12 protein-coding genes are annotated in these 14049 nt (G+C 65.4%); 9 read left to right on the forward strand and 3 right to left on the reverse strand.

The window, feature by feature from the left end:
• Positions 1-38 precede the first annotated feature (38 nt).
• The 4 genes from ACMHYJ_RS00755 (at position 39) to ACMHYJ_RS00770 (ending at position 3788) form a co-directional block, all read left to right on the forward strand.
• Positions 39-890, forward strand: coding sequence for a glycine betaine ABC transporter substrate-binding protein (locus tag ACMHYJ_RS00755; RefSeq protein WP_414244285.1), 852 nt, complete (start codon positions 39-41; stop codon positions 888-890).
• Positions 891-974: 84 nt separating this feature from the next.
• Complete coding sequence (locus ACMHYJ_RS00760; RefSeq protein ID WP_414244286.1) at positions 975-2069, forward strand: quaternary amine ABC transporter ATP-binding protein; 1095 nt, start codon at positions 975-977, stop codon at positions 2067-2069.
• Between the two features lie 19 nt (positions 2070-2088).
• Positions 2089-2940, forward strand: a complete 852-nt coding sequence (locus ACMHYJ_RS00765; protein ID WP_414244287.1) for an ABC transporter permease — start codon at positions 2089-2091, stop codon at positions 2938-2940.
• On the forward strand, positions 2937-3788 hold the full coding sequence (locus tag ACMHYJ_RS00770; protein ID WP_414244288.1) for an ABC transporter permease: 852 nt from the start codon (positions 2937-2939) through the stop codon (positions 3786-3788). The genes ACMHYJ_RS00765 and ACMHYJ_RS00770 overlap by 4 nt, the downstream gene beginning before the upstream one ends.
• 92 nt (positions 3789-3880) lie before the next feature.
• Here ACMHYJ_RS00770 and ACMHYJ_RS00775 read toward each other — a convergent pair whose 3' ends face one another.
• The 3 genes from ACMHYJ_RS00775 to ACMHYJ_RS00785 all read right to left on the reverse strand — a co-directional run bounded on the left by ACMHYJ_RS00775 (position 3881) and on the right by ACMHYJ_RS00785 (position 7573).
• Positions 3881-5107 (reverse strand): MFS transporter, encoded by a 1227-nt coding sequence (locus tag ACMHYJ_RS00775; RefSeq protein WP_414244289.1) that lies wholly within the window; start codon positions 5105-5107, stop codon positions 3881-3883.
• Positions 5104-6378 (reverse strand): serine hydroxymethyltransferase, encoded by a 1275-nt coding sequence (gene glyA / locus ACMHYJ_RS00780; RefSeq protein WP_414244290.1) that lies wholly within the window; start codon positions 6376-6378, stop codon positions 5104-5106. The genes ACMHYJ_RS00775 and glyA overlap by 4 nt, the downstream gene beginning before the upstream one ends.
• 148 nt (positions 6379-6526) lie before the next feature.
• On the reverse strand, positions 6527-7573 hold the full coding sequence (locus ACMHYJ_RS00785; RefSeq protein ID WP_414244291.1) for a GlxA family transcriptional regulator: 1047 nt from the start codon (positions 7571-7573) through the stop codon (positions 6527-6529).
• Positions 7574-7823: 250 nt separating this feature from the next.
• Here ACMHYJ_RS00785 and ACMHYJ_RS00790 point away from each other — a divergent pair, with 250 nt between their 5' ends.
• The 5 genes from ACMHYJ_RS00790 to ACMHYJ_RS00810 all read left to right on the forward strand — a co-directional run bounded on the left by ACMHYJ_RS00790 (position 7824) and on the right by ACMHYJ_RS00810 (position 14038).
• A complete protein-coding gene (locus tag ACMHYJ_RS00790) occupies positions 7824-9032 on the forward strand; it encodes a M24 family metallopeptidase (RefSeq protein ID WP_414244823.1) in 1209 nt (402 codons plus the stop codon).
• Between the two features lie 219 nt (positions 9033-9251).
• A complete protein-coding gene (locus ACMHYJ_RS00795) occupies positions 9252-10574 on the forward strand; it encodes a D-serine ammonia-lyase (RefSeq protein WP_414244293.1) in 1323 nt (440 codons plus the stop codon).
• Between the two features lie 19 nt (positions 10575-10593).
• A complete protein-coding gene (gene alr / locus ACMHYJ_RS00800) occupies positions 10594-11709 on the forward strand; it encodes an alanine racemase (RefSeq protein ID WP_414244294.1) in 1116 nt (371 codons plus the stop codon).
• Positions 11710-11888: 179 nt separating this feature from the next.
• Positions 11889-13259 carry a purine-cytosine permease family protein gene (locus ACMHYJ_RS00805; RefSeq protein WP_414244295.1) on the forward strand — a complete coding sequence of 457 codons (1371 nt, stop codon included), beginning with the start codon at positions 11889-11891 and terminating at the stop codon, positions 13257-13259.
• An 11-nt stretch (positions 13260-13270) separates the two neighbouring features.
• A complete protein-coding gene (locus ACMHYJ_RS00810) occupies positions 13271-14038 on the forward strand; it encodes a creatininase (protein WP_414244296.1) in 768 nt (255 codons plus the stop codon).
• The last annotated feature ends 11 nt before the right edge of the window (positions 14039-14049 follow it).

Genomic DNA, 14049 nt, shown 5'->3' on the forward strand with positions numbered 1-14049 from the left:
GAACGCGCCCGCCGCGCGACAATACCAGGAGACAACGCATGAAACTGTTCAAGAAAATACTGTGTGCCGCCACCTTGGCCGGCGCGATGGTGTCGTCCGCTCACGCGGCCAAAGCCACCATCGCCATGGGCACGATGTCGTGGGAAGACCTGACCCCCATCACGTACATCACGAAAAACCTGCTGGAAAAGGCCGGCTATGACGTCAAGGTAACGGAGTTTTCCGAGCTGGGCATCGCCTATGCCGCCCTGGCGAAGGGCGATGTGCAGATCATGGCGTCGCAGATCAACTACGCGGCCCAGGATCACTGGAACCGCAACAAGAGCCGGCTGGAAAAACTCTCGCCGGTGTCGTTCGGCCTGTACCAGGCGATTGCCGTCCCGGATTATGTGACGATCGACTCGATGACGCAGCTGAACGACCATGTCGATCAATTCGGCGGCAAGATCATCGGGATCGAGCCGGGTTCCGGCCTGATGCGCGATGCGGATAATGCCGTCAAGGCATACGACCTGAAATACAAGCTGATCACCGGCAGCACCGCCGGGATGACGGCGGCCTTGAAATCGGCCGTGGATCGCAAGGAATGGGTGGCTGTCACGCTGTGGGATCCGACCTGGATGATGATGAAATACAACATGAAATTCCTGAAAGATCCCCAGGAAGTCTTTCCCGGCCCCCAAGCCTACTATTGGATCGGCAAGAAAGGTTTTGCGGCCGAGCATCCCGAAGTGCGCGAAGCGCTGGCGGGGATCTACGTCCCCTTGAGCGCGATTGCGGAAATCAACAACGGGATGAATGATGGCCAGACCGTGCAGCAGGCCAGCGAGGCGTGGATCGGAAAAAATGCCGATCGCGTCAAGCGCTGGGAGAACATGAAGCCGTATTGATGGCCAGGGCGCCCGGGCCGCGGTGTCGCGGCCCGGGCGCAACCACAACCGATCTGCGCGGCCTCCGCGCATCTGGAGGATGTCATGACGACACCGGATCACCAGGCCGATGAAATTCTGGTCGACTGTCAGTCGGTCTGGAAGGTTTTCGGCGAAAAAGCCCCTGCGGCGATGAAGGCCATTCGTGAGCAGGGTTTGTCCAAACGGGACGTGCTGCGGGAATTTTCCTGCATGGTCGGCGTGTCGGCCGTCAGCCTGCAGGTCAAGCGGGGCGAGATTTTCTGCATCATGGGGCTGTCCGGCAGCGGGAAATCCACCTTGATCCGCCTGTTCAACCGGCTGATCGCGCCCACGCAGGGCCGAATCCTGGTCAAGGGCAAGGACTTGGCCACCCTGGATGCGGCGGCCTTGCGCGCCATGCGCGCCCACCACATCGGCATGGTGTTTCAAAGCGTCGCTTTGCTGCCGCATCGCACCGTCCTGGAGAACACCGCTTTCGGGCTGGAAGTCCAGGGGGTGCCGAAGGCGCAGCGCAACGCCACCGCGGTTGAAGCCCTGGGCAAGGTGGGGCTGTCCGATTGGCGGGACCATTACCCCGGCGAACTGTCCGGCGGCATGCAGCAGCGGGTCGGGCTGGCCCGCGCGATCACCGCCGATCCCGAGATCATCTTGATGGACGAGCCGTTCAGCGCGCTCGACCCGCTGATCCGGCGGCAACTGCAGGACGAATTCCGCGCGCTGACCAAACAGCTGGGCAAATCGTCCGTTTTCATTACCCATGACCTGGACGAAGCCATCCGCATCGGCGACCGGATCGCCATCATGAAAGATGGCGCCCTGGTTCAGGTCGGAACCGCCGAGGAAATCGTGCGCCATCCGGCGGACGATTATGTGGCGGAATTCGTGGCCGGCATTTCCCGCCTGCATCTCGTCAAGGCCAGATCCATCATGCGGCCGGTCGGCGAGTTTCACGCCATCCACCCGGATGTCCGGGTCGAGGATCTGCCGCGCGCGGCGGCCGGGGCGGTGATCGCCGAGCTGATCGCGCTGTCCACACGGGGGCGTGCCGTGGATGCGGTGGCCATCGTCGAAGACGAAGGGCTGGTCGGCATTGTGACCCCGCGCGACCTGTTGCACGGCATCCAGGGCGCCCCGGATGCCGGGCGTGCCGTCGCCTGACGCACAACGGAGCGCGTTCATGAAAGAAATTGATTCGATTGCCGCTTTCGACCACTGGATGGACGAGGCGCTGATCCGCTTGACGGACAGCCCCAGCCCGGTGTTCGCCTGGATTCAGGCCGGTCTGGACGGCTTGTATGGCGCCATTCTGTGGGCGCTGGGCCTGGCGCCGTTCTACCTGGTGGCCGTGGGGGTGGGGCTGTTGGGTTGGCGGCTGGTCGGCCTGCGGTTCGGCGGCCTGGCCGCCGTGGCATTGGCGGTGTGCGACTGGATGGGGCTGTGGCCGGAGACCATCGGCACGCTGGCCCTGGTGATGGCCGCCACCCTGCTGGCCCTGGCAGTCGCCGTTCCGGCGGGCATCCTGAGCAGCGATGTCCGGGTGTTGGAGCGGCTGTCCACCCCTGTGCTGGATTTGCTGCAGACGCTGCCGCCCTACATCTACCTGCTGCCCGGGATCGCCCTGCTGGGCTATGGCCCCGCCACCGCGCTGGCGTCGACCCTGGTCGTGGCGATTCCCCCCGCGTTCCGGCTGTCCATGCTGGGCATGCGGATGGCGCCCATCGAGTATGTCGAACTGGGTATCGCCACCGGCATGACCCGCTGGCAGATGTTCGTCAAGATTCGCCTGCCGTTTGCCATTCCCAGCATCATGGCGGGCGTCAACCAAAGCCTGATGATGGCGTTCGGCATGGTGGTCATCGCCGGCATCGTGGGCTCCGGCGGCCTGGGGCAAACGATTTACGACGCCATCCGCAAGCTGGACATCGCCAAATCCATTGATGCCGCCATCGCCATTGTCATCCTGACCATGATCCTGGATCGGCTGAGTCAAAGCGCCCACCGGGCCGCCCCTGGAGGAAGAAAATCATGAACCCGACCTTGCCGCCTTTTTCTCCCGGCGCTTTTCTGACGCCGGCGGTGGATTGGCTGAATACCCACTGGCACCCTCTGTTTGCCCTGATCAGCGACGTGATTCAATTTGTCCTGGACAATGCGACCGCGCTGCTGCTGGCGCCGCCCCCGTGGGGGCTGATGCTGGTGGTGGTCGGCCTGGCTTTTGTCGGGCTGGGCCGCCGTCCGGCCATGGTGGCTTTGCTGGCGTTGGGCTTTTGCTGGGGGGTCGGGCTGTGGGATGAGGCTATGCAGACGATTACCCTGGTCTCGGTGGCGGTTGCTTTGTCCGTCGCCATCGCGTTCCCGCTGGGGGTTCTGGCGGCGCGGCGCCCGCGCCTGGAGGCCGCGATCCGCCCCGTCCTGGACATCATGCAGACCGTGCCGCCCTGGGTCTACCTGATCCCCGCCGTGATTCTGTTCAGCCTGGGCAACGTGCCCGCCATCATCGCCACCATTGTCTACGGGATTCCGCCGATGCTGCGCCTGACGACGCTGGCGTTCCAGCAGATTCCAAAGGACTTGCTGGAACTGGGCCAGGCGCTGGGCGCGCCGCCGCGCACCGTGCTGTTCAAGATCGAAGTGCCCGCCGCCATGCCCACGCTGCTGGTGGGCCTGAACCAGTGCATCCTGTTGTCGCTGGCCATGGTCGTCCTGGCCGGGCTGGTCGGTTCGGGCGGCCTGGGCGCGGAAGTCACCCGGGGGCTGACGCGGATGGAAATGGGCCTGGGCCTGCGGGCCGGCCTGGCGATCGTGGCGGTGGCATTGCTGCTGGATCGTTTGTCCCGGGCCGCGCTGGGTGGGCAGGGCGGCAGGGTGCGTCGTTGATCCGGGTTCGGTTGGCCGGTTGCCCCGTGCCGGCCCCGGCCGTTGGCGTTGGCCGGCGGCCCGGCTTGGCGGCCGGCGCGGGCCGGTTCGGTTCAGTCGTCCAGGCCCTGTGCCGGGGCGGTGCGCGCCGTCAGCCGCCCCGCGATGGCCGCGCGCCCCACACTGGCCAGCAGCAGGGCGGTCGCGGCGGCGAATACGCCCAGGGCCGCGATGGTGCTGCCGTGTTCCATGGTGCGCGGCCCCCAGGCCAGCGACAGGATGGTGGGGCTGGAATAGCCGATGTAGACCATGATGTAGAACATCGAGATCAAGGCCCCGCGATGCTGGCTGGGGGCCAGTTTGTCGGCCACGGCCACGCCCGAGGCCATGGACAGCCCGTTGGCCAGGCCGATGGCGGCGGAGGCGGGCAGCACCCACAGCCAGCCGCCGGGCTGCACGGCCAGGTAGCCCAGCGCGCAGCCGGCGGCGCCGCACAGGCCGGCGATCCAGGCGGCCCGCGCCGGGCCCAGCCGCATCGCCCAGAAGGTCGCGGCGGCGGCAAAGCCCTGAACCAGCAGGGCGCTGACGCCCAGGATGAAATAAATCTGCGCAAACCCCGCTTTGCCCAACTGGATGGGGAAAGCGATCAGCGACAGCATGGTAAAGGTGTAGACCAGCAGGCCACAGGGAACCAGATAGCAGAAAAACCCCCGGGCCGTGCCCGGCGGCAGCCCGATCTGGATACGGCTGTCCCGGCGCTGGGTCATGGTTTCCGGCAAGGCATGGAAAATGGCCAGCGCGCCCAGCACCAGCCCCAGGGCGATGAGGAAGGTCAGGGTCTCCGGCAGGGGCAGCCATTGCACCAGGATGCCGGACACAAAAGGGCCCAGGGCGAAGCCCAGGGCCATGACCCCGCTGGCCAGCATGGACGCGCGCGCGGCGTTTTCCGCCCCGGCCATTTCGCGCAGCCACACCGTGCCCACCGTGAAAATGGCGCCGCTGGCCACGCCCTGCATGAAGCGGGCGGCCAGGATCATCGGCTTGCCCCAGGCCGCCGCGCCCAGGAGCGCCAGCACCGCCAGCAGTAGCAGGCCCGCGGACGGCAGGACGATGGCCCGGCGGCCGCGCAGGTCGGATTGCGGGCCGCCCGCCAGGAACGCGATCATCAGGCCCAGGGCATAGACCGTGAAGAACAGCGTCAGATCCGTGGTGGACAGGTGCAGGTCGATGGTATAGAACAGCATCACCGGCGACACGGTCTGGGCCGTATAGGCGACGGCGAACAGCGCCAGACACAGCAGGCCCTGCTGCTTGATCGTGTCGGGCGGCGCGGTACTCATGCGGGGGCGGTCTCCCGTTGCGCGGGGTATACCGGAAACTGGCGGCACAGGGCGACCACCTGCGCGCGGATGCGGGCGATGGTGTCCTGGTTGTCCAGGTCGTCCAGGATTTCGCACATCCAACCGGCCAGCTGGCGGGCTTGTTCCACCTTGAAGCCGCGCGAGGTGATGGCGGGCGAGCCCACCCGGATGCCGCTGGTGACGAACGGCGGCTGCGGGTCGTTGGGCACGGCATTTTTATTGACCGTGATGTGGGCCGCCCCCAGGGCCGCGTCGGCGGCCTTGCCGGTAATGCCCTTGGCGGACAGATCCACCAGGAACAGGTGGTCGTGCGTGCCGCCGGAAACAATGCGCAGCCCGTGGGCGACGAAGACTTCCGCCATGGCCTGGGCGTTGTCCAGCACCTGCTGTTGGTAGGCCTTGAATGCCGGCTGCATGGCTTCTTTCAGGGCCACGGCCTTGGCGGCGATGACGTGCATCAGCGGCCCGCCCTGGGCGCCGGGGAAAACGGCGGACTGGATTTTTTTCTGGATATCGGCGTTGGCCCGGCCCATGATCAGCCCGCCGCGCGGGCCGCGCAGGGTCTTGTGGGTGGTGGTCGTGACGATGTCGGCGTGGGGCACCGGGCTGGGGTACAGGCCGGCGGCGACCAGCCCGGCAAAGTGCGCCATGTCCACCATGAACAAGGCCCCGACCTGGTCGGCGATCTGGCGAAAGCGCGGGAAATCCAGGATCTGTGAATAGGCGGAGAAGCCCGCCACGATCATTTTGGGCTTGTGTTCCAGCGCCAGCCGTTCGACTTCGTCGTAGTCGATCCGGTCATTGGCGTCCAGGCCGTACTGGACGGCGTGGTAGAGCCGGCCCGACGAGCTGACCTTGGCGCCGTGCGTCAAGTGGCCGCCATGGGCCAGGCTCATCCCCAACAGGGTATCGCCCGGCTGCAGCAGGGCCAGGTAGACGGCGGCGTTGGCCTGCGAGCCGGAGTGCGGCTGGACGTTGGCCCAATCCGCGCCGAACAGCTGGCAGGTGCGGTCGATGGCCAGCTGCTCGACGATGTCCACGTATTCGCAGCCGCCGTAGTAGCGCTTGCCGGGGTAGCCTTCGGCGTATTTGTTGGTCAGTTTGGTGCCCTGCGCCTGCATGACGCGCGGACTGGTGTAGTTTTCCGAGGCGATCAGTTCGATGTGTTCTTCCTGGCGCCGGTCTTCGGCCTGGATGGCCGCCCAGAGTTCGTCGTCGAAGCCCTGGATCTGTTCATTTCCTGAAAACATGGTGTCTCCCTGGTTGTGTGGCAGCCGGGCGCGCCGCGCCCGGGGGGCGCGGGCGGCGATGGGGCTGGACTACCGACCATTCTAGGGAGGCTGGCGGTTTAGGCTTGTATATTCTTGCCATAGTACGGGGATGTCCTGGCCGGTGTGGTCAGTCGGAATGCAGGGACTGGTCGAGGACGGCCGCCTGCGACTGCGCTTTCACGGGCAGGGCGGCGCGCCGTTCGCGGCCCGGTGTGATGCCGAAGAATTCCCGATAGCGGTGGGTGAAATGGGTGACGGAGACAAAGCCGCAGCCGGCGGCGATGTCGATGATGGATTGCTCGGTGCCGCGCAGCAGCTGGCGCGCGCGCAGCAGGCGCAGTTCGAGGTAGTAGGCGTTGGGGGTGCATTTCAGGTGTTCCTGGAACAGCCGTTCGAGCTGGCGCACCGAGACATGGATGAATTGCGCCAGTTCTTCTTTGGTCAGGGGTTCTTCCAGGTTGTTTTCCATCAGCATCACGACTTCGGTCAGCTTGGGCTGGCTGGTGCCCAACTGCTGGCGCAAGGGGATGCGCTGCGGATCCTGGGTCGAGCGTATCCGTTCGCAGATCATCAGTTCGGACACTTTGGCGGCGATTTCCAGATTGCCGATCTGCTGGTTGATCAGGGCGATCATCATGTCCACCGGCGCGATGCCGCCGCTGCAGGTGTAGCGGTTGCGGTCGATCTCGTAGATGTGCTTGGAGACAATGATGTCGGGAAAATCCGTGAGCAGGCGCTCGGTGTCCTCCCAGTGCAGGGTACAGCGGTAGCCGTTCAGCAGGCCGGCGCGGGCCAGCCAGTAGCTGCCGGTGCAGATCCCGCCCAGCGCGGTGCCCAGGTGATCCTGGCGGCGCAGCCAGTTCAGGCAGTAGGGCGGGATGCGGGCGGGGATGGGGTTGGATCCGCAGACGAATACGGCGTCCAGCGGGGGGGCCTGATCCAGCGCCCAGTCGGGCTGTATGGATACGCCGTTGCTGGACGTGACCATCCCGCCGTCCGGGCTGATGGTGCTCCAGTGGAACAGCACGCTGTCGCTGGCCAGGTTGGCCATGCGCAGGGGCTCGACGGCCGATGAGAACCCGATCAAGGTGAATCCGGGCACCAATAGAAAGCCGTAGTGCAAAGTACCCGGAGTCCGCCGGACGGCGGCGGACGGTGGGGTGGGGGTGTTCATGCTGCGGTGTCTCCGTCTGAAGCGCTGGGCTTCAGGTAGTGTGGTTGAGGTTTCTGGCGATCCTCCTTGTGGGGGATTTTCGTTTTCAGGCAATTAGAGGTCGTTTTTGGCAAATAGCGGCATGCGCACGCTCTCTAAGATGGATGCACGAACACTGACTATAGCGCAGTGATATCCAATTGAAGCCCCTTCTGGAGACATCGACATGAGTAACTTGCAGTTTTCCAATGCCGCTACCGCTGCCCAACAGATGCGCGAAACACGTCTGCTGCAGATACCCAATGGCCCGCATGCCAAACCGACCTTCTCGGCCGCCGAAATGCAGCGCCGCGTGGATGCCGTGCGCGCCTATATGTCGGCCAACGAGATCGACGGGGTCTTGTTTACCTCGTATCACAATATCAACTATTACGCCGACTTTCTATTCTGCCATTTCGGCCGCTTCTATGGGCTGGCGTTGACGCACGACAAGCACACGACCATCAGCGCCAACATCGACGCCGGCCAGCCCGGCCGCCGCAGCTTCGGCGACAACATCGTCTACACGGACTGGCAGCGGGACAATTATTTCCATGCCGTCCAGACGCTGCTGAAAGGCAAGAAGCGCGTCGGGGTCGAAATGGATCACGTCACCGCCGAGAATCTGGAAAAACTGCGGGCCGCGCTGCCCGGCGCCGAGCTGGTGGATATCGGCAAAGCCTGCATGCGGATGCGCATGATCAAGTCCGACGAGGAAATCGCCCTGATCAAGCAAGGCGCCCGGGTGGCGGACATCGGCGGGGCCGCCTGCCGCGAGGCGATTGCGGTCGGCGTGCCCGAACACGAAGTCGCGCTGGCCTCCACCCAGGCCATGGTGCGTGAAATCGCCCGCACCTACCCGGATTCCGAGCTGATGGACACCTGGACCTGGTTCCAGTCGGGCCTGAACACCGATGGGGCGCACAACCCGGTGACGACCCGCCGCATCGAGCGCGGCGACATCCTCAGCCTGAACTGCTTCCCCATGATTTCCGGTTACTACACCGCGCTGGAGCGCACCCTGTTTGCCGAGGAGTGTTCCGACGCCCACCTGCGGATCTGGGAAATCAACGTCGAAGTGCACGAGGCCGGCCAGAAGCTGATCCGCCCGGGCGCCCGCTGCTGCGACATTGCCGCCGAACTGAATGAGATCTACCACAAGTACGATGTGCTGAAATACCGCACGTTCGGGTACGGGCACTCGTTTGGCGTGCTGTCGCACTACTATGGCCGCGAGGCCGGGCTGGAACTGCGCGAAGACATCGATACCGTGCTGGAGCCCAATATGGTGGTGTCCATGGAACCGATGCTGATGCTGCCGGAAGGCTTGCCGGGCGCGGGCGGGTATCGGGAGCACGACATCCTCGTCGTGCAGGCCGAGGGCGCGGAAAACATCACCAAGTTCCCGTATGGCCCGGAACACAATATCGTCAAGGGCTGATTCTTCTTTGATCCTGGGCACCCGACCCCGGCCTGGCCCGGGCTGGGTGCCTTTTTGTTTTGCGGCTTGTGGCGATCCGCCGGCGCCTGGGCCGAAGACCTGACCCGCGGTGGGGTGGCGCTGGCGAAATGGGCGTCCGGCATGGCATCCTATGAGGGAGAAGCCGGCCAACCCCTCCCCGATGGTTCGGCGCATGCAGTGGCACACAAGGAGCACAGAATGAATCAAGACATCCGGTCGCGGTTTCCGGGCCTGCCAGACGGCCTGCTGGAAAAGCGGCCATTGTTATGGGTCAATCCGGCATACGATGCACAGGCGGACGGCCGCGCACTGGCCTGGGATCCCGCCGTGGCCGAAGCCCGTTTCGACCGCTGCGCCGGGTTGCTGCGGCAGGTTTTTCCAGAGCTGACCGCCAGCGCCGGGCATTTGGCTTCGCCGTTGGTGCCCATTCCCGGTTTGCAAAAAGCCCTGGGGGCGCCGCCCGCATCCGGGGTCTGGATGCTCAAGCGCGACGACGCCCTGCCGGTGGCGGGCTCCGTCAAGGCGCGGGGCGGCTTCCATGAAGTCCTGTCGCTGGCCGAAGACATCGGCGCGCGCGCCGGCCTGCTGCGCGACGACACCGACCGGCGCGTGCTGGCCGATCCCGCTGCGCGGGATATCCTGGGCCGCCATACGCTGGCGGTGGGCAGCACGGGCAACCTCGGCCTGGGCATCGGCCTGATCGGCGCCGGCCTGGGGCTGCGCGCGGTGGTTCATATGTCGGCCGACGCCAAAGAATGGAAAAAACAGCGGCTGCGGGATCGCGGCATCGACGTGGTCGAGCATCAGGGCGATTATGCCGCTGCCGTCGCGGCGGGCCGGGCGATTGCCGATGCCGACCCGATGATGCATTTCGTCGATGACGAGCATTCCGAAGCCTTGTTTCTTGGCTATGCCGCCGCCGCCCGCGAACTGGCCGCCCAGTTGCAGGCCGCCGGCCGGCCCGTGGATGCCGCGCACCCCCTGTTCGTTTATCTGCCCTGCGGCGTGGGCGGCGCGCCCGGCGGGGTGTTGTACGGCCTCAAGCGTCTGTTTGGCGCGCATGTGCATGGTTTCTTCGTCGAGCCGACCGCCGCGCCTTGCATGCTGGTGCAGTTGGCCTGCGGCCTGGACAAACCAGTGTCCGTCTACGATGTCGGGCTGGACAACCGCACCGAGGCCGACGGCCTGGCGGTGGGCCTGGCCTCGCCGCTGGTGGCGCCGCTGATGCACACGCTGCTGTCGGGGGTCTTCACGGCCGATGAATCCCTGTTCTACGCCGATGCCTGGCGCCTGGAAGAAGCCGAAGGCATTTACGTCGAACCCTCGGCGGCCACCGGCCTGCGCGGCCCGCTGCAGGTGCTGGATTCGGCCCAGGGCCAGGCTTATCTGCGGCGCCATCGCCTGCGGGACGCCATGGGGGACGCCACCCATGTCGTCTGGAGCACGGGCGGCTCGCTGGTGCCCGAATCCATCCGCGACACGTTCCGGCAGCGCGGCCGCCGCGAGGCGGGCGCCGCCTGAAGTCCATTGGGGGAAAACCATGCCACGTCCGATTCTCGCCACCACCCATGTCCAGGCGCTGGCGCACAACCTCCGCGTCGTCACGCACCGCATGGCGACTGAAATGTCCGGGGTGCCGCCGCGCACCTGGGCCGTGATCAAGGCCAATGCCTATGGCCACGGCCTGGATGCCGCCGTGCGCGGGTTCGCCGCCGCCGACGGCCTGGCCCTGCTGGACATCCAAGAGGCCGTGCGCTGCCGCGAGCTGGGCTGGCAAAAGCCGATCCTCCTGCTGGAAGGCTTCTTCAAGCCGGCCGACCTCGACGTGATGGCCCGGCATCGGGTGGGGACGGTGGTGCACAGCCAGGCCCAGTTGGCCATGCTGGCCGCGTGGCCGGGGCCGGGGCGGGTCGATGCGCATGTCATGTTGAATTCAGGCATGCACCGCCTGGGCTTTCAGCCGGGCGAATACCGCCGGGCCTTCGATGACGCCCTGGCCCTGCAGCGCGCCGGCAAGCTGGGCATGGTCGGCAAGATGACGCACTTCGCGCGCGCCGATGACGACCTGGCCGTGACGCGCACCCAGCTGGATTGCTTCCATCGGATCGTTCAGGGCCTGCCCGGCCCGGTCAGCGTCTGCAACTCGGCCGCCGTCATGGATGCCGGCCTGGTGGCGGCGGTGGACGCCGACGACCAGTGGGTGCGCCCTGGCATCTGCCTGTACGGGGCTTCGCCCTACGTCGGCCGGGATGCCGAATCCCTGGGCCTGCGTCCGGCGATGACCCTGAGCGCCGAACTCATCAGCACGCACGTCCTGCCCGCCGGCGAGGCCATCGGCTATGGCCATGCCTACCGCACGGATCACGACATGCGGGTGGGCATTGTGTCCTGCGGCTATGCCGATGGCTATCCGCGCCACGCCATCACCGGCACGCCGGTGACGGTCGCCGGGGTGCGCACGCGCCTGGTCGGCCGGGTGTCGATGGACATGCTGTCGGTCGATCTCGATCCCGTGCCGCGGGCGGTCATCGGCGATCCCGTCGTTTTGTGGGGAGCGGGCGGCCCGTCTGTCGACGAGGTCGCCTGGGCCAGCAGCACCATCGCCAACGAACTGCTGGCCGGCCTGACGCATCGGGTGACGCGCGCGATCCAGTGACGCGCGGCCGATAAAACACGGCCGGCCGGGCCGCCGATTCGTTTTCAGACAATGAATCGTCGTTCCTGAAAAAAGCCTGGAGGCGAACGGTCTCTAAGATAATCCTTATTCTGACCGCAGCCGGATCATTTCCGAACCATAACGGAAAATCGCCGGCATTCCCTCCAGGAGACAACACCATGGAATACGGCACCGCCAGAATTCCGCATGACAAACGAGAATACGGGTTTTTCGACCAGGTCGTGACCTGGTTCGGATCCGGGGTCAATACCGGGTCGTGGTACTTCGGCGGCATGGCGGCCGCCATCGGCATGAGCTTCGTGTGGCAGTACGCGTTCATCTACCTGCCTCTGATGATGATCCCCTGGGCCATGATCGGCTGGATCGCCTGGAAGCACGGCGCATCCACCGTCACCTGCACGGTGCCCGTGCTGGGCGTGCAAGGGTCGCGCTGGGCCGGGGTGGGCGAATTTTTCGGCATGATCGGCTGGCCCAGCATCAACACCTTCATTGCCGCCATTTCCCTGACCTATGTGTTCCACGAGATGTGGGGCTGGGCCACGTATGGCCAGCCGGATTCCACCGGCCCCTTGATCCTGGGCATCCTGGTCACGGCCGTGGTGCAAGGGGTGATCGTGGTGGTGGGCCACCGGGCGATCAAGTACCTGGAATGGATCTCGGTCGTCTTGCTGGTTGTCCTGGGCATCTGGGAAACCTGGGTGGTGCTGCAGCATTGGGACTACGCCAAGATCGCCAGCCTGACCCTGCCGGAGGCCCAGCACACGCCCGCCTTTTATTTCGACCTGGCGTTCGGGTTTTGCTGGGGCTGGGCCATGATCGGCGATTTCTCGCGCTTCGCCAAGGGCCCGGGGGCGGCCACGGCGGGCAGCTGGCTGGGGGTCAACCTGGGGCAGGGATGGTTCATGATCGTCGGGGCCATCGGGGTCATCGGCGTGGTGCTGGAAACCGGGGTGTTCGACCCGAACAACTCCGATCCGAGCTCCACCATCGCTTCGCTCGGCCTGGGAACCGTCGCCTTCCTGGTCGTGTTCTTCGCCACGGTCAGCACGAATGTGACCGTGCTGTACGGGGCCGGCATGGGCCTGGTGGGCGCGACCCGCAGCACCTCGCCCAAGCGCTACCTGCTGTTCATCGCCGCTTTGCAGTTCGTCATGTGCTTCCTGCCCCTGGCTTTCGGGAAATTCATCGAGTATTTCGAGTTCTTCCTGGGGATTGTGGGCGGCATTTTCATTCCCTTGTGGACGCTGGTCGTGGTGGATTACTTTATCGTCCGCCGCTGCCGGGTGCGCGACGAGGATCTGTTTGCCGGGATGCATGCCGATGGATCGACGAAAAGCCGGCTGGGCGACTGGAACGGCGCGGGCTGGATTGCCATGGGCCTGGGCCTGGGCGTGTTCTATCTGCTGCACTATGCCTTGACGGACACCGCCGCCGAGTGGACGGCCTCCTTCCCGGCGATTATCGTCACGGCGGTCAGTTATCTGTTCATGACCCTGGGCCTGAAGATGGGCCGTACCCGATTGATCTAAGGAGATAAAAGATGAAACGAGTCCGAATTGCCGAACTGGCCTGGCCGGTGTATGCGCAACGCGTCGAGGCCGGGGCGCCCGTCCTGATCCCCGTGGGGGCGCTGGAACAGCATGGCCCCCACATGAGCATGAATCCCGATGTCCTGCTGCCCACCGCGATTGCCGAGCGGGTCGCCGAGCGCATCGGCGGTCTGGTGGCCCCGGCCATCGCCTATGGCTACAAGTCGCAGCAGAAAAGCGGTGGCGGCAACCACATGCCCGGGACGACCAGCCTGGATGGCCTGACCGTCACCAGCATCATCCGCGACGTGCTGAAAGAGCTGGCCCGGCACGGGGTGCGCAAGGCCGTGCTGGTCAATGGCCACTATGAGAATTCGGCGTTCATCACCGAAGGGGTCGACCTGGCGCTGCGCGAACTGCGCTGGGACGGCATCCATGATTTCCGCTGCATCATCCTGTCGTATTGGGATTTCATCGGCCAGCAGACCATTGATGAAATCTACCAGGGGGATTTCCCCGGCTGGGCGGTCGAACACGGCGGGGTGCTGGAAACCGCGCTGATGCTGCACCTGCACCCCGACCTGGTGGACATGAGCCTGGTGCAGGATCACCGGCCCGCGGAATTCCCGCCGTATGACTTCTTTCCCATCAAGCCGGAATGGACGCCGCCGTCGGGCTGCCTGTCCTCGGCCAAGCGGGCGACCGCGGCGCATGGCCAACTGATCCTGGACGTCTGCGTGCAGGGGATCTCGGCGGCGCTGGCGACGGCTTTTGATTGATGCCGGCGCAT

The organism is Castellaniella hirudinis, from assembly GCF_047468865.1.
In the GTDB taxonomy this organism is placed as follows: domain Bacteria; phylum Pseudomonadota; class Gammaproteobacteria; order Burkholderiales; family Burkholderiaceae_B; genus Castellaniella; species Castellaniella hirudinis_A.

Excerpts from the sequence above, each read along its gene's own strand:
- ACMHYJ_RS00755 (WP_414244285.1), top strand. The coding sequence starts at position 39 with ATGAAACTGTTCAAGAAAATACTGTGTGCCGCCACCTTGGCCGGCGCG.
- ACMHYJ_RS00760 (WP_414244286.1), top strand. The coding sequence starts at position 975 with ATGACGACACCGGATCACCAGGCCGATGAAATTCTGGTCGACTGTCAG.
- ACMHYJ_RS00765 (WP_414244287.1), top strand. The coding sequence starts at position 2,089 with ATGAAAGAAATTGATTCGATTGCCGCTTTCGACCACTGGATGGACGAG.
- ACMHYJ_RS00770 (WP_414244288.1), top strand. The coding sequence starts at position 2,937 with ATGAACCCGACCTTGCCGCCTTTTTCTCCCGGCGCTTTTCTGACGCCG.
- ACMHYJ_RS00775 (WP_414244289.1), bottom strand. The coding sequence starts at position 5,107 with ATGAGTACCGCGCCGCCCGACACGATCAAGCAGCAGGGCCTGCTGTGT.
- glyA (WP_414244290.1), bottom strand. The coding sequence starts at position 6,378 with ATGTTTTCAGGAAATGAACAGATCCAGGGCTTCGACGACGAACTCTGG.
- ACMHYJ_RS00785 (WP_414244291.1), bottom strand. The coding sequence starts at position 7,573 with ATGAACACCCCCACCCCACCGTCCGCCGCCGTCCGGCGGACTCCGGGT.
- ACMHYJ_RS00790 (WP_414244823.1), top strand. The coding sequence starts at position 7,824 with ATGCGCGAAACACGTCTGCTGCAGATACCCAATGGCCCGCATGCCAAA.
- ACMHYJ_RS00795 (WP_414244293.1), top strand. The coding sequence starts at position 9,252 with ATGAATCAAGACATCCGGTCGCGGTTTCCGGGCCTGCCAGACGGCCTG.
- alr (WP_414244294.1), top strand. The coding sequence starts at position 10,594 with ATGCCACGTCCGATTCTCGCCACCACCCATGTCCAGGCGCTGGCGCAC.
- ACMHYJ_RS00805 (WP_414244295.1), top strand. The coding sequence starts at position 11,889 with ATGGAATACGGCACCGCCAGAATTCCGCATGACAAACGAGAATACGGG.
- ACMHYJ_RS00810 (WP_414244296.1), top strand. The coding sequence starts at position 13,271 with ATGAAACGAGTCCGAATTGCCGAACTGGCCTGGCCGGTGTATGCGCAA.